Source organism: Micromonospora radicis (genome assembly GCF_003583405.1).
In the GTDB taxonomy this organism is placed as follows: Bacteria; Actinomycetota; Actinomycetes; order Mycobacteriales; family Micromonosporaceae; genus Micromonospora; species Micromonospora radicis.
In genome coordinates, this window is sequence record NZ_QXEC01000007.1 from 160,869 (window position 1) to 179,814 (window position 18,946).

General features: G+C 73.4%; 14 protein-coding genes and 1 pseudogene. 10 read left to right on the plus strand and 5 right to left on the minus strand.

Features of this window, described 5'->3' with window-relative positions:
* Nucleotides 1–20 precede the first annotated feature (20 nt).
* The 3 genes from D2L64_RS28255 (at nt 21) to D2L64_RS10035 (ending at nt 7,048) form a co-directional block, all read left to right on the plus strand.
* Nucleotides 21–3,188 (plus strand): AfsR/SARP family transcriptional regulator, encoded by a 3,168-nt coding sequence (locus D2L64_RS28255; RefSeq protein ID WP_119574673.1) that lies wholly within the window; start codon nt 21–23, stop codon nt 3,186–3,188.
* A gap of 103 nt (nt 3,189–3,291) precedes the next feature.
* Nucleotides 3,292–4,992 carry a bifunctional 3-(3-hydroxy-phenyl)propionate/3-hydroxycinnamic acid hydroxylase gene (locus tag D2L64_RS10030; protein WP_119574675.1) on the plus strand — a complete coding sequence of 567 codons (1,701 nt, stop codon included), beginning with the start codon at nt 3,292–3,294 and terminating at the stop codon, nt 4,990–4,992.
* Nucleotides 4,993–5,164: 172 nt separating this feature from the next.
* Nucleotides 5,165–7,048 (plus strand): Xaa-Pro dipeptidyl-peptidase, encoded by a 1,884-nt coding sequence (locus tag D2L64_RS10035; protein ID WP_233558891.1) that lies wholly within the window; start codon nt 5,165–5,167, stop codon nt 7,046–7,048.
* Nucleotides 7,049–7,142: 94 nt separating this feature from the next.
* Here D2L64_RS10035 and D2L64_RS10040 read toward each other — a convergent pair whose 3' ends face one another.
* Nucleotides 7,143–7,787, minus strand: coding sequence for a response regulator (locus D2L64_RS10040; protein ID WP_119574678.1), 645 nt, complete (start codon nt 7,785–7,787; stop codon nt 7,143–7,145).
* Entirely contained in the window at nt 7,784–8,878 is a 1,095-nt protein-coding gene (locus D2L64_RS10045; RefSeq protein WP_233558892.1) for a sensor histidine kinase, read from the minus strand. The genes D2L64_RS10040 and D2L64_RS10045 overlap by 4 nt, the downstream gene beginning before the upstream one ends.
* Before the next feature lie 120 nt (nt 8,879–8,998).
* Here D2L64_RS10045 and D2L64_RS10050 point away from each other — a divergent pair, with 120 nt between their 5' ends.
* The 6 genes and pseudogenes from D2L64_RS10050 (at nt 8,999) to D2L64_RS10075 (ending at nt 14,912) form a co-directional block, all read left to right on the plus strand.
* Nucleotides 8,999–9,736: an ABC transporter ATP-binding protein gene (locus D2L64_RS10050; RefSeq protein WP_119574682.1), complete on the plus strand. Its 738-nt coding sequence runs from the start codon at nt 8,999–9,001 to the stop codon at nt 9,734–9,736.
* Complete coding sequence (locus D2L64_RS10055; RefSeq protein WP_119574684.1) at nt 9,733–10,515, plus strand: ABC transporter permease; 783 nt, start codon at nt 9,733–9,735, stop codon at nt 10,513–10,515. The genes D2L64_RS10050 and D2L64_RS10055 overlap by 4 nt, the downstream gene beginning before the upstream one ends.
* A 65-nt stretch (nt 10,516–10,580) precedes the next feature.
* Nucleotides 10,581–11,567: pseudogene (locus D2L64_RS10060) on the plus strand (beta-1,3-glucanase family protein); the annotation flags it as partial.
* Between the two features lie 287 nt (nt 11,568–11,854).
* Nucleotides 11,855–12,070 (plus strand): hypothetical protein, encoded by a 216-nt coding sequence (locus D2L64_RS10065; RefSeq protein ID WP_119574686.1) that lies wholly within the window; start codon nt 11,855–11,857, stop codon nt 12,068–12,070.
* The gene (locus D2L64_RS10070) at nt 12,067–12,759 is read left to right on the plus strand and encodes an RNA polymerase sigma factor (RefSeq protein ID WP_119574688.1); all 693 of its coding nucleotides are present in this window, start codon (nt 12,067–12,069) and stop codon (nt 12,757–12,759) included. Before D2L64_RS10065 ends, D2L64_RS10070 begins: the two co-directional genes overlap by 4 nt.
* A complete protein-coding gene (locus D2L64_RS10075; protein WP_199714485.1) occupies nt 12,756–14,912 on the plus strand; it encodes a M48 family metalloprotease in 2,157 nt (718 codons plus the stop codon). Before D2L64_RS10070 ends, D2L64_RS10075 begins: the two co-directional genes overlap by 4 nt.
* A 22-nt stretch (nt 14,913–14,934) precedes the next feature.
* Here D2L64_RS10075 and D2L64_RS10080 read toward each other — a convergent pair whose 3' ends face one another.
* The 3 genes from D2L64_RS10080 to abc-f form a co-directional block, all read right to left on the minus strand.
* The gene (locus D2L64_RS10080) at nt 14,935–15,402 is read right to left on the minus strand and encodes a J domain-containing protein (RefSeq protein ID WP_119574690.1); all 468 of its coding nucleotides are present in this window, start codon (nt 15,400–15,402) and stop codon (nt 14,935–14,937) included.
* Complete coding sequence (locus tag D2L64_RS10085; protein WP_233558893.1) at nt 15,399–16,163, minus strand: hypothetical protein; 765 nt, start codon at nt 16,161–16,163, stop codon at nt 15,399–15,401. Before D2L64_RS10085 ends, D2L64_RS10080 begins: the two co-directional genes overlap by 4 nt.
* 127 nt (nt 16,164–16,290) lie before the next feature.
* Nucleotides 16,291–17,928, minus strand: coding sequence for a ribosomal protection-like ABC-F family protein (gene abc-f, locus D2L64_RS10090; RefSeq protein WP_119574692.1), 1,638 nt, complete (start codon nt 17,926–17,928; stop codon nt 16,291–16,293).
* A 370-nt stretch (nt 17,929–18,298) separates the two neighbouring features.
* Between abc-f and D2L64_RS10095 the strand changes: the two genes are divergently transcribed.
* Entirely contained in the window at nt 18,299–18,943 is a 645-nt protein-coding gene (locus tag D2L64_RS10095; protein WP_119574694.1) for a HEAT repeat domain-containing protein, read from the plus strand.
* Nucleotides 18,944–18,946: the final 3 nt, after the last annotated feature.

Below are 18,946 nucleotides of genomic sequence, written 5' to 3' on the forward strand. Positions count from 1 at the left end.
CCGAGGAACATGGTGGTGGGGTGCAGTTCCGGGTGCTGGGGCCACCGGAGGTGGTCCGGGACGGGCGGGTGGTGCCGCTCGGTGGGCCGAAGCAGCGGGCCCTGCTGGTGCTGTTCCTGCTCCGGCCGAACCGGTTCGTCGCCGTCGACTGGCTGGTCGACGCCCTGTGGGACGGCCGACCGCCGCCCAGCGCCGACACCACCCTGCGCACGTACGTGGCGGGGCTGCGCCGGGCCGTGGAGCCGCAGCGCTCCCCCCGCGCGGCGTCCCGCGTCCTGCTCAGCCAGCCGAGGGGTTACCAGCTGCGGGTCGACCCCGACGACGTCGACGCGGTCCGGTTCCGGCGGCTGGTGGGCCGGGCGGCCGACCGGCTGACGGCCGGCGACCCGGTGTCCGCCGAACGCGACTACGCCGAGGCGTTGCGGCTCTGGCGGGGCGAGCCGATGACCGGGGCGGCCGAGTTGACCGTGGTGCGCCCGGAGGTGGCCCGGCTGACCGAGCTGCGGCTGCTCGCCGAGGAAGGGCGGTTCACCGCGGCCGTCGCCGCCGGACGGCACGCGGCGGTCCTCGCGGAGCTACGCCAGTTCGTGGCGGCGCACCCGGTACGGGAGACCGCCCGCGGCCAGTTGATGCTGGCGCTGTACCGCGCCGGCCGGCAGACCGAGGCGCTGGCCGCGTACGACGAGGGGCGCCGGATCCTGACCGGCGAGTACGGGGTCGACCCCGGCGCGCAGCTGCGCGAACTGCACGCGTCGATCCTGGACCAGAGCGTCGCTCCGGTGGTCGCCGTACCGACCGCCCCGGCGGCCCCGGTCGCCGCGCGTGGGCCAGGCGTGGCGGGGCCGGGTGGCCGGAGCAGCCCCGGTGACCCGGGTGGCGGGCTGGTGGGCCGGGGTGGCGAACTGGCCCGGCTGGTGACGGCGTTGACCGAGGCGACCCGCGGAAACGGCCGCAGTGCCGTGGTGGTGGGCGAGGCGGGCATCGGCAAGACCAGCCTGGCCGCCACGGTCGGCGCGGTCGCCGAGTCCAGGGGTGTCGCGGTGGTGTGGGGGCGCTGTCCCGATCTCGGGCAGCCGCCACCGTTCTGGTTGTGGCGACAGGTGGTGCGGGCCCTCGCGGCCATGCCCCGCAACGGGGGCGGCGGGTCGCTGCGCCGGCTCGACGGGTTCGCCGCCGAGCCGCCACCCGGGGCCGCCGCCGAGGTGACGCCCGATCCGGCGGCCCGGTTCCACGCGTACGAGGCGGTGGCGGAGCTGGTCCGCACGGCGGCCGAGCCGGCCGGGCTGCTCGTCGTCCTGGACGACCTGCACGCCGCCGACCCGGATTCGTTGCTGCTGCTGCGCTTCCTCGCCCCGGTACTGGCCCGGGCCCGCACCCTGGTGCTGGCCACACTGCGGCCGTACGAGCAGGATCCGGCGCTGGTGGCGACGGTGGCGGAGCTGGCCCGCGGGCCGGGCTTCGATCGGCTCCGGCTGACCGGGCTGACGGCCGACGCGGTGGCCGACCTGGTCTGCCGGCGTACCGGCGTGCCGCCGGCCGGGCCGGTGCTGGCGCGGCTGGTCGCCCGGACCGGCGGCAACCCGTTCTTCATCACCGAGCTGCTCCGGGCCCGGGCCGATCCGGCGGGCCCGGACCTGCCACCGAGCATCCGGGACACCGTCCGGCTGCGCCTCGGTGGACTTCCCGCGACCACCCGCGACTGCCTGGCGTTGCTCAGCGTGGCCGGCCGCGATCTGGACGCGACCACGATGGCCGAGGTCCTGCGGATGCCGACGGAGAGCGTCGCCGAGGCGCTGACCGCGGCCTACACGGCCGAGCTGGTGACCGAGGGGGAGCCGGGCGGGGTGCGGTTGCGCCATCCGTTGTTCGCCGAGGTCACCTACGCCGAGCTGGCCCCGCCGAGGCGGGGCGTGCTGCACGCGCGACTGGCCGGTGCCTTCGAGCGGTCCGGGGCCGCCGGTCCGGCCGAGCTGGCACACCACTACGGGCAGGCGGTCGGGCTCGGCCACGGCGCGGCGCATCTACGGTGGTCGTTGGCCGCGGCCGACGACGCCACCCGACGCTTCGCCTACGAGGACGCCCTCGGTCACCTGGGTCGGGCGGCACGCCAGCTGGCCATGGCCGCCGGGTCCACCGTGGCGGCCCGAACCGAACTCGACGTACAACTGCATCGGGCCGCGTTGTTGCAGATGACGGTGGGCGTCGGCGCCGACGCGGTCGACCAGGTCTGCGCCCGGGCCCGGGATCTGCTGGGGCGGGTCGACCCGGGCACCGACGTACGGCCGGCGTTGTGGGCGCTGGGTGAGCTGGCCGCCAACCAGGCCGACTTCGCCGGGTGCGCCGAGTTGGCCGAGCGGCTGGTCCAGACCGAGAGCCACACCGGTGGTACGGAGCTGACCGTCGCGGCCGGTGCGTACCTGCTCGGTGTGGTCGGCTACTTCACCGGCCGGCTGGACGTGGCCGACCAGCGGCTCACCGCCGCGATCGACCGGCTCCGGACGTTGGACACGCGGCTCCTCGGCCGGCAGGTGGGTCGCCTGCCGGTGCTGGCCGCCTACAACTTCCGCGCCCTGGTCAGGTCGCTGCGCGGTGACCCGGTCGCGGCCCGACGGGACATCCGGGACGCCGAGCGGCTGGCGGAGCAGTTGGACGACCCGTACGGCCGGGCCAACGCGGCGTTGTTCGCCGCGTGGCTGGGCATGCAGGAACGGGACGTGTCGACGGTGCGGTCCGCCGCCACCCGGTGCCGGGACATCGGTGCGGCCAACGGCATGCCGCACTTCGTGGCCACCGGGGAGTTCTTCGGGGAGTGGGCCGCCGCCCGCGGCGGCGCGACCGACCGGCTGGCGGCGATGCGGGCCGCGGCGGAGGCCATCTACCGTCCCGGGCTGCGTGCCACCCGCACCGTCACCTTCAGTGGGATGGCCGAGGCGTACCTGGCCGCGGGTGACCGGGAGACCGCGGCGGCGTTGGCGCGGCAGGGCTTGGCCGTGGTGGACCGGCTCGGCGAGACGGTACTCGCCGCCGAGCTGCACCGGGTACGGGGACTCGCCCGCGACGATCCGGCCGCGCTGGCCACCGGCGCCCGGCTCGCCGCCGACCAGGGCGCCGGCCTGCTGCTGGCCCGGTTCCCGCCCCGGGCACGGGCGGACGCCGACGTGACCGGGGCGGATCCGGCCGGCACCTGAGGCGCCTCAACGACATCTCCACACGCCTTCCACACCCGGCTGCTGTGCTGGTCACCTCAGCTCTGAGCCCGGGTGTCCGGGTGGTCCCGTGGGAGGAACAGTCATGAAGCCCGCTCAGCCGGCGCCGTACCCGGCCGCCGGAGAGGTAGATGTCGTGGTGGTCGGCTGCGGCCCGGTCGGCGCGTTGACCGCGAACCTGCTCGGCCTGCGTGGGGTACGCACGCTGGTGGTCGAGCGGAGCACCGGCGCACACGGCCAGCCCCGGGCGTTCTCCTGCGACGACGAGGCGCTGCGGATCTACCAGCAGGCCGGCCTGCTCGACCGGATCGCCGGTGACCTGCACCAGCCGTCGCGCGCCGACTACGTCAACGCCGCGGGCCGGACGTTCGCCACCATCGCCTTCGACGAGGTCGACTTCGGTTTCGGGCACGCGCCGCTGAACTTCTTCGACCAGCCGTTGCTGGAGCAGGCGCTGCGCGCCGGCCTGGACCGGTTCGACGAGGTCGAGTTGCGCCTGGGCACCGAACTGGTGGGCCTGCGGCAGGACGACGAGCGGGTGCACCTGGTGCTGCGGGACGTGACCACGGACCGGACGTACCCGGTGCGGGCCAGGTACGTGTTGGGTTGTGACGGCGCGCGGAGCACCACCCGGACGGCGGTGCGGATTCCGTTGGCCGGGGCGAGTTACGCCGAACCGTGGCTGGCGGTCTCCGGTGACCTGCCGCCGGAGGCGGTCCGCAAGGAGCACACCACGTTCGTCTGCGACTGGCGGCGTCCGGCGTTCGTCTCCCCCGGCTCCCGGGGCAGCTACCGGGCGGAGTTCATGCTCCGACCGGATGAGACGGAGTCCGACATGACGCGGCCGGAGCGGATGGCCGAGCTGGTCGAGCCGTACGTCGACCCGGCCCGGTTCACCGTCACCAGGGCGGTGGTCTACACGTTCCACCACCTCGTCGCGCAACGGTGGCGGGAGGGGCGGGTGTTCCTGCTGGGCGACGCCGCCCACCAGATGCCGCCGTTCCTCGGGCAGGGGTTGTGCAGCGGGCTGCGCGACGCGGCGAACCTGACCTGGAAGCTGGCGCTGGTGCTCGCCGGCGGCGCCGGGCCGGCGTTGCTGGACACGTACGAGACCGAGCGGCGTCCGCACACCGTGGCGATGGCGGAGACCAGCGTGCGCCTGGGGCGGGTCTTCCTGGCCCGCAGTCGCCGCGCCGCCTGGCTGCGGGACACCGCGCTGCGGGCCGCGCAGGCGATTCCCCGGGTACGCCGGTTCGTCCGGCGGTTCGAGTTCAAACCGCTGCCGGCGTACGACCGGGGGCTGTTCGCCGACGGGCGGCGCGACGGACCGGTGGGCACGATGTTCCCGCAGCCCCGGGTCGTGGTGGCCGGTTCGACCATGCCGGTCCTGCTCGACGAGGTGCTCGGTGCCGACTTCGCGGTCCTCGACACCGCCGCGCCGTCCACATCGACCGGACCGGTCGGTCCGCCCGGCATGTCGATCCGGTGGGTCGTGGTGCATCCGGCCGGTACCGAGGCCACGGAGCTACCGGCCACCGAGCCGGCAGGCGGGCGGGTCGACGTGGTCGACGTCGACGGCGCGATCGTCGCCTGGCTGCGGCGGCACCGGTGCCGGCAGGTCGTCCTGCGACCGGACCGTTTCGTGTTCGCCCGCGCCGATGCCGCGGACCCGGCGGTGCTACGCGGGCTGGCGGGCGTGCTCGGCGTGGCCGGGCAGGACGGCGGCCCGGGTCCGGCATCCGTAACCTCGACGGCGGGAGCGGACGGGTCCGCGGCGGTGTCGTGACCGGGTGCGGTGACCGGCTGTCGTGGCCGGGTGGTGCGGCCGGGGGTGGTGGCGGCGCGGGGGCGGCGCGGGGGTGCCGCCGGAGGGGTGACCAGGACTAGCATGTGGATCATCGATCTCCATCCACTCCTGGTCGACTCCGGCCACCAGCTGCGAGCGAAGGGACACACACGTGCGTCGAACCCCCCATCTGGCCCTCCTGGGCGTCGGCGTGACCGGGGCGCTGTTGATCAGCGCCGCGCCGGTCTCCGCCCAGCCCCCGTCCACCACGAGCCCCGCACCGGGCATCGTGGTCAGTGACGGCATGACCCAACCGGTGTTCTCGCTCGCCGACGCGATCGAGGAACGGGTGTACGTGGAGACCCCGCTGGACACCGACCACGACGGTCGCCCCGACCGGGTAGCCATCGACATCTCCCGGCCCCGGGAGACCGCCACCGACGGCTTCAAGGTGCCGGTCATCTTCGAGCACAGCCCGTACCGCAAGGGCACCTGGGGCAGTGTGCCGTACCCGAGCGTCTTGGTCGACGAGTTGCCGCAGAGCCAGGTGACCCACCCGTCCGACCGGCGGTCGGCCGAGGTGACGGTGCAGCGGGCGGTGGCCAAGGCCAACCTGCCCGGCCAGCTGGACGACTACTACGTGCCGCGCGGGTACGCGGTGGTGCTCGGCCAGAGCGTCGGCACCGGTGACTCCGACGGCTGCCCGACCAGCGGCGACCAGGCCGAGACGCTCGGCACCAAGGCGGTCATCGACTGGCTCAACGGGCGGGCGAAGGGGTACGACGAGAACGGCGCGCCGGTCTCCGCCGACTGGAGCACCGGCGCGGTCGGCATGACCGGTGTCTCCTACAACGGCACGCTGCCGAACCAGGTTGCCACCACCGGGGTCTCGGGGCTGAAGACCATCGTGCCGGTGGCCGCGATCAGCAGCTGGTACGACTACTACCGGGCCAACGGCCTGGTCGTCGCACCCGGCGGCTACCAGGGTGAGGACGCCGACATCCTGGCCCAGTACACCGCCGGTCGGGCGCGGGCCGAGGGCCAGTGCGCCGACGAGATCGCCGAGCTGACCACCGGGCAGGACCGGGTCACCGGCGACTACACGAGGTTCTGGCAGGACCGCGACTACCTCGACGCCCGCAAGGTCAAGGCCAGCGTCTTCGTGGTGCACGGCCTCAACGACTGGAACGTGCGGACCGAGCAGTTCGCCGGCTGGTGGGACGAGCTGACCCGGCGCGACGTGCCGCGCAAGATCTGGCTGCACCAGGGTGGGCACAGCGGGCCGGGCAACACCGCCGCGGTGACGCTGCCCGACGGCCGGACCTGGACCTACAAGCAGACCGAGAACCGCTGGTTCGACTACTGGCTGTGGAACGTCCGCAACGGGATCATGGACGAGCCGACCGCGGTGCTGCAGCGGGAGGACCGCGGCTACACCACGTACCGCAACTGGCCGGACCCGGCCAGCCGTACGGTGCCACTGGCGCTGGGCGCGACCGACGCCGCCGGTCCCGGCACGCTCGGCACCGGTAGGCCGCCGAAGGCCACCGTCGAGCAGAGCTTCGTCGACGAGGGACGGACCCTGTCCCCGAACACGCTGGTGGCCGCGCCGGACGAGGCGAACCCGCACCGGCTGGTGTACCGCTCCCCCGAGCTGGCCCGGGAGGTCCGGGTCTCCGGGCGCCCCGAGATGCGGCTGCGGATGGCGATCGACAACAGGTCGGCGGCGAACCTCACCGCGTATCTGGTCGACTATGGGCCGGTCGGCTCGACCGGCACGCCGACTGTGGTGACGCGGGGCTGGATGGACCCGCAGAACCGGGTGAGCGCGGCCCGCACCCAGCCGCTGAAGCAGGGCAAGCTGCACGACCTGCGGTGGACCCTGCAGCCGAAGGACTACGTCTTCCCGGCCGGGCACCGCATCGGCGTGGTCGTCTTCGCCACCGACCAGGCACACACCCTGCTGCCGCTGGGCGGCACCGAGTTGCGGGTGGCGCCCAAGCACAGTGAGCTGCGCCTGCCGGTGGTCGGCGGCCGGAGCGTGCTCGGCTTCTGAGCGGATCGTCCGGGCCGGCGCCGTACGCGCCGGCCCGGCTACCGCACGGCACCGCACCGGCTACCGCACCGCACCGGCTGCCGCTCCGGACCGGTCAGTCGAGGATGCCCTCGTGCAGGGCCCGCAGCACCGCGTTGGTGCGGTCCCGCGCGCCGAGTTTGGTGAGGATCGTGGAGACATGGTTCTTGACGGTGCCCTCGGCGAGGAAGAGCCCTTCGGCGATCTCGCGGTTGCTGTAGCCGTGCGCCACCAGCCGTAACACCTCCTGCTCGCGTTCGGTGAGGGGTTGGACCGGCAGCGCCTGCGGTCCGACCGGGGAGGGGCCGGAGCGGATCGCCCGCAACATCCGGTCGGTGATCGAGGGCGCGATCAGGGTCCCCCCGTCGGCGACGGTCCGGATCGCCCGGGTGAGCTGCGCCAGCGTCACGTCCTTGAGCAGGTAGCCGCGGGCGCCCGCGCGGAGGGCGCCGAGCACCAGGGCATCGTCGTCGAAGGTGGTCAGCACCAGCACCGGGATGTCGACGCCCCGGGCGCGCAGCTGGTCGAGGGTCCAGATGCCGTCGTAACGGGGCATCCGCAGGTCGAGCAGGACCACGTCGGGGGAGCTGGCCGCGACCACGTCGAGGGCGGCCCGTCCGTCGTCGGCCTCGCCGACCACGTCGATCTCGGCGACTTCGAGCAGGCCGCGGATGCCCTGGCGGACCAGGGTCTGGTCGTCGACCACCACGACGCGGGTCATGTCGCCGGCACCCGCGCGGTCACCCGGAAACCGTCGGCACCGTCGACGACCAGTTGGCCGCCGAGTGCCTGGAAGCGTTCGCGCAGCCCACGCAGTCCGTTGCCGAGAACCGGATCGCAGGCACCGTGCCCGTCGTCGCGGGCGTCGAGCACGGTGTACGTCCCGTCGGCGGTCACCGTGATCCACAGTTCCCGGGCGTCGGCGTGCCGGATCGTGTTCGTGACGATCTCCTGAGCCGCGCGGACGAACGCGGCGCTCTTCTCCTCGTCCACCGCGACGGCCGCCGAGACGTCGATCGACACGTCGAGCCCGGGCAGGTCGGCCGCCACTCGCAGCAGGGCCTGTTCGAGGTCGAAGGGTTCGGTGCGCAGTCGCCCCACCGTGCCGCGTACGTCGCCGAGCAGGTCCCGGGCGACGCGGTTGGCCCGCTCGACGTGCTCACGGGCCGGGTCGCCGTCGAGGTGCCGGGCGGTCTCCAGTTCCAGGGTCAGCACGGTGAGCTGATGGCCGATCAGGTCGTGCAGCTCCCGGGAGATCCGCAGGCGTTCCGCGGTCCGGGCCGACTCGGAGAGCAGGACGCTGGCGGCCCGCAGGTCGACGTGTGCCTCGGCCAGCTCGCGGCGCATCCGTTGCTCCCGCAGCAGGGTGACCGAGCTGAGCACCGTGGCCAGCTGGATGAGCAGGTAGAAGCCGACGGTCACGGCGATGTCCGCCGGTGTGCGCGGGGTGGCCGCGGCGGCGAGGGCGATCACCGCGGTGTTGACCCCGACCACGACCAGGCCCACCGCCAGCGGTACGACGTACACGCTCACCGCCGCGGTGAGCACCAGCAGGATCGGCAGCATGCCCATCCTCGGTGCCGTCAGCACCAGTGCGGTCGACGCCACGACCGTCGTGCCGAGCGCCGCGTACGGCAGCCAGCGCCGGGTGATGCCGGCGACCGAGGTGAGCAGGGCCGACATGAACAGGACGAACAGTACGATCCACCAAGCCCGGGGGATCTCGGTGTCGACGGCGCCGAACAGCCCGGGCGCGGCCACGGCGACCGCGACCACGAGCATCACCAGGCCAGACCACTCTTCCGTCCCCATCCGCCGCACGCCACCACTCTAGGTCGGGACGCCGGCCAGAGCCGGTGCCGAAAGTAATGGCCGCAGCTGGTGACTTATGGGACAGGAGTTCGGGTCGCCCGTTGCCTAGCGTCGGAGGGCATGAGCGATACCGAGCCGGCGATCCTCGCCGAGCACCTGGCCAAGCGCTACCGGGCGGTCCGGGCGGTGGTCGACGTGAGCCTGCGGGTGGACGTCGGTGAGACCGTCGGCGTCCTCGGCACCAACGGCGCGGGGAAGACCACCACGGTCGAGATGATCGCCGGGTTGCGCGTACCCGACGAGGGGCGGGTCCGGGTCCTCGGGCTGGACCCGCGAACCGACCGGGCGCGGCTGCGACAGGTGCTGGGCGTGCAGTTGCAGCACGCCCACCTGCACCACGCGCTGCGGGTCTCGGAGCTGGTCGACCTGTACCGCAGTTTCTATCCCGATCCCCGGTCCGCGGCCGAGCTGCTGGATCTGGTCGACCTCGCCGGGCAGCGCCGAACGGTGTTCGACAAGTTGTCCGGCGGCCAGCAGCAGCGGCTGTCGATCGCGCTGGCCCTGGCCGGGCGCCCGCGGGTGGCGATCCTCGACGAGTTGACCACCGGGCTGGACCCGAAGGCCCGGCGGCGCATGTGGAGCACCGTCGAGCAGCTGAGGGCCGAGGGCGTGACCGTGCTGCTGGTCAGCCACGCGATGGAGGAGGTCGAACGACTGTGTGACCGGGTGGTCGTCCTCGACGGCGGCCGGGTGCTCGCGCTGGACACCCCCGCCGGGCTGGTCGCCCGGTCGGGCACGGCCACCCTCGACGACGCGTTCGTCGCGCTGACCGGCAAGGATCTGGAGGAGACAAGATGAGTCAGGTGTCCGTACCCGCACCGGTCACGGCGTACCGGCCGGGTGTCCGGTCGCTGGTCACGCTGATCGGGTGCGAGGTGAAGATGGTCCTGCGGGACACCGCCGGCCTGGTCGTACCGCTGGGGTTGCCGCTGTTGATCCTGCTGACCAGCGCCGGTTCGGCCGGCGGGCAGGTGGTCGCGAACGGGCGTACCGCGCTGGAGGTCTTCGTCCTCCCGCTGGTGCTCGCCATGGTCGTCGCGATGATCGGCATCATCAACATGCCGAGTTTCCTGGCCTACTACCGGCGGTCCGGCATCCTCCGCCGGCTCGCGGTCACCCCCGCGTCACCCGGCATGGTGCTGGCCGCCCAGGTGATCGCGAGCGTGCTCCAGGCGCTCGTCGGCATCGCGCTCGCCACCGGCGTGGCGTTCCTGGTGTTCGGGGTCGGCGCACCGGCGGACATCGGGGTCACGCTCGGTGTCTTCGTGCTCGTGATGGCGGCGATGTACGCCGCCGGCATGATCGTCGCGGCGGTCGCGCCGACGCCGAACTCCGCCGTCGCGATCGGTCTGGTCTTCTTCTTCCTCGTCGGCGCCCTCGGCGGCATGTTCGGTGGCCCGGACGCGCTACCCGCGCCGCTCGCCACGATCGGCGGCTGGCTGCCCTTCGGTGCGGCCGTGGCGGCGATCTCCGCGGCCTGGTCCGGTACGGCGGTCGGCGCCGCGCAGCTGGTCGGCCTCGGCACGACCGTCGTCGTCGGCGTCCTGGTCGCGGGGCTGCTGTTCCGCTGGGAGTGACCCGCTCCCGCCGGAGCCGCTCCACTCGGCGAACTGCCGCACGCCGGCCTCGCCGACCAGGTCACTACGTCAACCAGGCCGGCACCTTCGTCCCCTGGTCCGGCGGGCAGATCCCGCCGTCGCCGGCACCCGACGCGTCCATCCCCGGGCCGGCCACCGGAGCCGCCACGGCCATCCGGTTCCCCCGCGGCTTCTCCGGCCGCGTCTACTTCTCCTTCGGCGAGAAGTTCTTCCTCACCCCGACCGGCCTGGTCCAGCCGGCCCCATGGGCGGCCGGCGACCCGAACCGCGACATCCTGTTCGACTGGAGCGAGTTCACCTACAACGACGCCGGCCTGTGGCTCACAGCTCGCAGGTGGACATGTTCGCGGTGCCGCACGCGGTCGCCGTCACCGGCGCCAACGGCGTCACCCGGCGCACCGGCGACGTCGTCTCCGGCGGACGCAACGCCATCGTCAACGGCATCCGCGCCCAGGCCGGCTGGGCCAACACCGTGCACACCCGCAGCGACGGTACGGTGCTGCGCGTGCTGGCACCCGGCAAGGCCGCCGGTGCCGGCCTGTTCAGCCCGACCTACCTGGACCCGTACATCGCCACGGCGTGGAATGCGTACACCTCTCGGACGCTGACCGTGACACCGTTCGGTGACCGGCCCGACGTGCGCTACTACGGCCGCACCTCCGGCAGCGTCCTGACCTTCACCAACGGCGCCGGTCAGGTCGTCGCGTCGTTCAACCGGCCCTCCTCGGCCAGCGTGTGGGGCTGCGACGGCGATCTACCCGCCCCCAACGACCAGGTGGTCGGACCGATCTCCCGGACGTTGTGCGCCGCGCTGAACCGGGGGCACCCTGGGCACCGTCCACACCCAACCCAGCACCAACGCCGCGGAGTTCTACCGCAACAGCCCCACGAACCACTACGCCCGGATCGTCCACGCCAACATGCGCGACGGTAAGGCGTACGCCTTCGCCTTCGACGACGTCGGCGCCTTCGAGTCCCTGGTCCACGACGGCGACCCCCACTCCGCCGCCCTGATCCTGAGCCCGTTCTGATCCCGACCATCGAGGTCGACGCGGTCCAGCTTCGATGATCACGCTCGATCCGGGATCGAGTGCCTTCCCACTGGGGCGGAGGCCACTCGATCCCGGATCGAGCGCGGCCCGCCACCGTGCGTGGCGCCCGACGGTGGCCGCGTATCCGTCGGGCGTCGGCTGGGCGACGCGAGCGGTTCGCGGAGTGGTTGGCGCCCGCATAATCGAGTCAACCGCCCGAGTAAACCTTCCGGGCGCTGCTGGCTGTATTCGGATGTCAGGTCAGCACCGGAGGAAGGACGCGGCACATGGTTGACGCTGTCGTGTTGGTGATCGTGGTGACGGGCGCCCGGTTGGCGTACGCACTGGTGTCGCTCTACACCGGGCCGGCCCGGATCCGGACCCGGGCACAGGCCCTCGCGTTCCTGGTCCGGGCCGCCGGGCCGGGCGCGGTGGTGGAGGCCGCCGCGCCGGACGGTACGCGGGTGACCGTCCGCTCGGCGCCGCCGGAGGTGGGTCGGTGACCGCCCGGCGCGACTTCGCCGGATTCTTCGCGTACGCGTACTCCGGTGTGTTGGCGCAGGCGATCATGCTGTGCGGTGACCGGGCGGATGCCGAGGACGCGACGCAGGAGGCGTTCGTCGAGGCGTACCGGGTGTGGGACCGGATCGCGGAGTACGACGTGCCGGAGGCATGGGTCCGGCGGGTGATGGTCCAGCGCCTGTGGAAGGTGTACCGCAGGCGCAAGACCGGTCAGGAACGGCTGCTCCAACTACCCGTGCCGGTCCAGGCGGGGCCGGAGCAGACCGCGGAGGCACGCGAGGTGTTGCGGCTGCTCGCCACCCTGCCGCCTCGGCAACGGATCACGCTGGCCCTGTTCTGTCTGGAGGGCTGGTCGCAGCAGGAGATCGCCGCCGCGCTGCGGATGACGCGCGGCGGGGTGGCCGCCAACGTGGCCAAGGCGCGGCAGACGTTGAGGGAGGCGCTGGGGATGGCGGCCGACGAGGTGACCGGGCGGGAGCCGCTGGTGGCCGGGATGGGCACGGGCTGGCTGGGCGGGTTCGGCGCACCTCGGGTCGGCGTCGGCCAGGACCGTCTGGTCGGGGTGCTGTTGGACACCCAGTCCTGGGTACGGGCCGCCGTCGAGACCGATCCGCAGTTGGTCGAACGGGCCCGCGCGGCGGTGGCCGACCGGCTCCGGGAGGACCGGTGAGCGCCGGCGCGGCCGTACGCCGGGCTCGCCCGTGGCCGGTGGTCGCGGCCGGCGCGGCACTCGGGTGGCTGCGCGGATTGCTCGCGGTCGGGCTGCTGGCCGGTGTCTACCTGCTGGCCTTCGTGCTGGTCACCGTGAACGCACTGTTCGTCGTACTGGTGCTCTGGGGTGCGTTCAGCAGACCGTCCGGATACGGCAGCTGGCCGCTGGTGGTCGGTGGGAGCATCGCGGCGATCTTCGCACTGCTCTACGGGATAGCGACGGTCAGCCGGGTGGAGCAACCGCCACCCGGTGCGGTGTTCCTGCCCCGCCGGCACGCCCCCGAGCTGTGGCGGCTGGTCGAGGAGTTGGCCCGCGAGTTGGAGACCAGGGCGCCGACGCGGATCTTCCTCACTCCGGAGGTCAACGCGGCGGTGTCGGAGGAAGCCCGGCTGCTCGGCTTCGCCGTCGGCGAGCGGACCCTGTATCTCGGCGTGCCGTTGCTGAACCAGGTGACGCCGACGCACCTGCGGGCGGTGCTGTGCCACGAGTTCGGTCACTACGCCGGCCGGCACACCCGGTTCGGCGCGGTCGTCCACCGGGGCGCGGCGTCGTTGGAGTCGGCGTTGTTCCGGCTGCGGATGACCGCGCGGACGAGACAGGGTGTCTCCGGCTACCCGTGGTTCTACCAGCTGGTGGTCGGCGCGTACGCCAAGGTGTTCCTGTGGGTGTCGCTCGCCGTGCGCCGACGTCAGGAGTTGGAGGCCGACGCCCGCGCGGCGGAGATGGTCGGTCCGGCCGAGGCCGCCGAGGCGCTGCGCGAGGTCCACGCACTCGGGCAGGCGTGGCGCGGCTTCACGGGCATGTTCGTCCAGCCGGTGCAGCGGTTGGGTTTCGTGCCGGCGGACCTGTTCGGCACGTTCGCGACCATGGTGGACGACCCGCAGGTCCGGCAGCGGTTGGCGGAGCTGCGCCGGAATCCGGTCGAGGCGAACCGGTCGTGGCTGGATTCCCATCCGCCGCTGGCGCGGCGCCTCGCGTCGATCGAGGCACAGTCGACGGGTGGAGCGCACCCGCCGGACCAGCCACCACCGCTGGTCGTCGACCCGGCGCCGGTGGCGGCCGTGCAGGAGAAGGTGTACGGGTTGGCCCGCACCCGGCCCACGGAGTTGTCGCCGGAAACCTGGGCGGAGGTGGCCGCCGAGGCGTTCGCGATCGAGCCGGCCGGCCGGCTGCTGGCCGCCGCTCGGGCCGTCGACAGGTCCGCGCGCGCCACTCTCGCCACGGTCCTCGACCTGTTGGCGCAGGGCCGCCAGGACGAGCTGGCTCGCCGGCTGACCGAGGCGGCGGAGCCCCGCGAGCAACTCGCCGAGGCACTGTTCGCGCTGGTCGGCCAGGCACTGGCCGGTACCGGCCAGGCGCGGTGGGTGTTGAGCTGGACGGCGGGTTACCTGCTGGTGCCGGGCGACGACACCGACCGGGGCCGGGCGGAGCTGGCGGACCTGGAGGCGTTGGTGACCGCTGCCGCCCACGACGCCGCGGCGGTGGGCGCGCTGCGACGGGGACTGGTCCGGCGCGGGGTTGCGGTACGCGAGCCGGTGCCGCTGCTGCTGCGGACGGTGTCGGCCCCGGCCGGGCCGACCACCGGGGTCGACATCGCCGGGCGGCTACCCGACTTCGTCGCCGAGGAGCTGCGCCGGCAGGATTCGGTGCGCCGGGTCACCCTGGTGGTACTGGTGGTACTGGCCGGGCTCTGGGGCATCACGGTGATCGGCCGGGACGACCCGCTGGATCGTCCACCGGCCGCCAGCAACCTGCGGACGAGCTGGCCGACGCTGCCAGGTCAGCAGCCCTGGCCGGCGCTGCCCGGTCGGGAGCCAGGGCTACCGTCGGTCAACGACCCGCGCTGGGCGGACCCGGCCTGGCCGCACCCGCTCTCGTCCTACTTCTACCGGCCGTACCTCGACCCGTCGAATCCGATCCTGGACGCACTGCTGCTGAACGACGCGATCGTGGTGAAGCGGGGTGACACCCTGACCAGGATCGCCGCGCGGCGCTGTACCACGGTCAGGCACCTACAGAAGATCAACGACATGGGTGACCGGACCACCATCGTGATCGGCCAGTGGCTGCTGGTGCCCGCCCGGCTCGGCAGCCCCGGGAAGTGCGACTGACCCCACGGCCGCGATCGGACGGTCAGCCGGCCCGCCACCAGGCGAACCGGTCGCTGCGTCGCCACGAGTAGCCGGTCCCGGCCGCCGCGAACGGGTCGCGCCGCGACTGCGCGGCCGCGCTGCGACTCGACGTGTCCTCGCCGCCCGGCCCGGCGCCCGCCGTCCACTCGAACGGGTCGGCGACCCGCTCGTCCGGCGCCGACGGCGAATCCGGCCCCGACGAATCCGGCCCCGACGACGGATACCGGGGCGAGTCGCGCTGTGCCGTGCCGGTGCCGCGGCGACGCCGGTCGTGAGCGGCCCGCCGGGACGGATCCAGCAGCGTCTCGCGGGCGCGGTAGAGCAACCGGAACCGGTCGGCGTCGCCGCCTCGATCGGGATGGTGGACCAGGGCCGCGCGCCGGAACGCGCGCAGGATCTGGGTCTCGGTGGCGTCCGCCGGCACGCCCAGCAAGGTGTACCAGTCGGGGTCGTCGGTCGCCGGTCTCATCCCTGCGCCACCTCCGCCTGCCGGCAGATCAGCTGCCACGACCTACGATGCGCCGGGACGGAACGCCCACTGCCCCGACCGGACACGAACGTCACCCAACGCCGCCCGACCAGGTACGCCCAGACGTGTAGCTCGTCGCCGTTGCCCTGGTAGTAGTGGCGGCTGTCGGTCAGCACGTCGCCGTTGACGAACGGCCACTGGACGCGCGCCTGCGCGTCGGCCGGCAGGTTGCCGAGCAGGTCACGCAGGCCCACCGGCAGCGGCAGGTCCGGCGGCGCCGGTGCGGTCGTCGGGGCGGCCGGCAACCGCAGCCGGCCCGGCAGCCACCCGCTGGGCTTCTGCACCACCACCGCGTGGCGTAGCGACGACGGGACGAACGGCACCACGGTGAGCAGTTGGGCCCGACCACCGCGGTCGTTCGCCGTCGGCGTGCACATGGCGAGTCCCCGCGGGCCGAGCACGACGGCGTACGGTCGCTGCTGGTCGGTGGGGTGACGGCCGGCCCACCAGTCGACTCGCGGCCCGACCCGGGCGATCATGCGGTCACGGACCGGCTCACCCAGCTGCTGCCACCAGTAGTTCCGGCCGTTGCCCGGACCCAGGCTGAGATCGGCGGCCGGGTGCACCGGTGGGGTGACGCCGACGACGGCGGCGGGCACCGGCTCGCCGGCGGCCCGGCGCGCGAGCAGGCGACGCGGTGACCGGACTGGTTCAGCCGGCTGAGTCGACGGAGCTGGCAGGACTGGCTCATTCGACGTCATGGACGCCTCCCCCGGTAGGGCCAGTCCACTGTATCGCCGCCACGCCCGACACCGGAACCGTCGAGCACCGCCCGCCGTCCCGGCAGGGCGTGGCGGTGCTCGACGCGCCGTTGCGCCGTCCGGCCCGCTAGCGCGGATCCGGCGCGGGGATCTCCCGCAGACCGTCACCGTCCAACCGCAGCCACCGCCGTACACCGATGTCGCGCAGGAACCGTTCGTCGTGGCTGACCACCACGAACGCGCCCCGGTAGGAGTTCAGGGCGTTCTCCAGCTGGCCGACGCTGACCAGGTCCAGATTGTTCGTGGGTTCGTCGAGCAGCAGCAGGTGCGGCGCGGGCTGGGCGTACAGGACACAGGCGAGGGTGGCGCGCAGCCGTTCGCCGCCGGAGAGCACGCCGACCGGCAGCTGGGTGCGGGCGCCCCGGAACAGGAAGCGGGCCAGTAGGTTCATCCGCTGCGACTGCGGCCGGTCCGGGGCGTACGCGGCGAGGTTCTCCGCCACCGTACGGTCGGCGTCGAGCAGGTCCAACCGCTGTGACAGGTACGCGACCCGGCCGTCGGCCCGGCGCAGCTGCCCGCCCTCGGCTTCGAGTTCGCCGGTGAGCAGGCGCAGCAGCGAAGACTTGCCGACACCGTTGGGCCCGGTCAGCGCGATCCGTTCCGGCCCCCGGATGGTCAGCTCCAGACCGTCGTCGGCGAACAACGGTCGGCTGTCGTACCGCAGCTGGAGCTGCCGTCCCTCGATCAGGGTGCGGCCGGCCGGTACGTCGGTCTCCGGCAGGTCCAGGGTGAGGGTCTGCTCGTCGCGCAGCGCCCGGCTGGCCTCGTCGAGGCGGCCCTGGGCGTCGCTGACCCGGTTGGCGTGGGTCTGCTGGGCCCGGCCGGCGGATTCCTGGGCGCTGCGTTTGAGTCCACCGGCGACGATGCGGGCCAGGCCGGCGTTGCCGAGGTTGCGGGCGGCGTTGCCGGCCCGACGTTCGGCCCGCTCGCGGGCCTGCTGCAGCTCCCGCTTCTCCCGCTTGACCTCCAGCTCGGCGCTGCGTACCTGGCGTTCGGCCAACTCCCGCGCGGCCTGGGCGGCCGCTTCGTAGGCGGTGAAGTTGCCGCCGAACAACCGCAGCTGCCCACCGTCGAGTTCGGCGATGCGGTCCATCCGGTCCAGCAGCATCCGGTCGTGACTGACCAGCAGCAGGCAGCCGGGCCAGCTCTCCAGCACCGAGTAGAGCCGGTGCCGGGCGTCGAGGTCGAGGTTGTTGGTCGGTTCGTCGAGCAACAGCACGTCGGGGCGGCGCAGCAGCTGGGCGGCCAGGCCGAGGGAGACGATCTGACCGCCGCTGAGGGTGTGCAGCCGGCGGTCCAGGCCCACCTCGCCCAGGCCGAGCCGGTCGAGTTCGGCGCGGCTGCGCTCCTCGACGTCCCAGTCGTCGCCGACGGCGGCGAAGTTCTCCGCACTGGCGTCGCCGGCCTCGATGGCGCGCAGCGCGGCCAGCGCGGGGGCGACCCCCAGCACCTCGGCCACGGTGGGCTCACCGGTCAGCGGAAGATCCTGCGGCAGGTAGCCGAGCACCCCCTCGACGGTCACGCTGCCGCCGGTCGGGGTGAGCTGACCGGCGATCAGGCGTAGCAGGGTGGACTTGCCGGCGCCGTTGGGGGCCACCAGGCCGGTGCGGCCGGGCGGCACGGTGCAGGACAGATCCTGGAACACGACGGTGTCGTCGGGCCAGGAGAAGGACAGGTTGGTGCAGACGACGCAGACGTCGGACATGGTGACCTCGGGAGGACGAGCCGGGACGCGACCGGCGCCCCGGTCAGGACAGACAGGGCGGTGTGCGGCGGGCCGCCCCGGCGTCGGCCGGTCGGCGGCGGGGCTGCTCACCCTGAGATGTCGTCGTCCCCCGACTGCATGTCGCGCTCCTCGTTCGGTGGGGCTTGTTGTGCTGTGGGGGCTCTTAGTCCCGTCGGGCTCTTCGTCCCGTCGGGCTCTTCGTCCCGTTCGGCGCGGCTGACCCCGCGGATTCAGCCTAGCAACCGGGCCGACGGTCGGCACCGGAGATCGCGTCCCGCAGAACGCACCCCGCTGCCGCTTGACCCTGACACGGTGACAAGGTCGAGGCTTGCCCCGAGGAGGTGACCTGATGACCGACACAGTTCTCCCGGGACTGACCAGCGGCAGCGCGTCGGTGCGGCTGCGGGCGGCGTTGGCGCTCGGCACGACGCCCGGGCCCCGGTTCGTCGACCCGCTGGTCGCGCGGTGCGCGGTCGAACCCGAGTTCGCCGTACGCGAGATGCTCACCTGGGCGCTCACCCGCCACCCGGCGGAGCTGACCGTCCCGGTGCTGGTCGCGCAGCTGCGCGCGGACCGGGCGCAGGCCCGCAGCCAGGCGCTGCACACCCTGTCCAAGATCGGCGACCGGCGGGCCTGGCCGGCGATCACCACGGCGCTACTGACCGACGCCGACGACGAGGTGGCGCGCAGCGCCTGGCGGGCGGCGGTGGCCCTGGTACCGGAGGGAGCGGAACCCGCGCTGGCTGCCGGACTGGCGACCCAACTCGGTCGTGGTGGCCGGGAGACGCAGTTGAGCCTGAGCCGGGCGCTGATCGCGCTCGGTGAGGTGAGCGCGCCGATCCTGGACGCCGCGGCGAACGCCGCCGACCCGCGGGTACGCCGACACGCCGTCGCCACCCGGGGCCTGTGGCGTGACCCGGACCGCGGTTTCGAGTTCGCGATCGAGGAGGCGAAGAAGATCGTCGCCCGCGGCACGACCAGTCAGCAGGGGTGACCG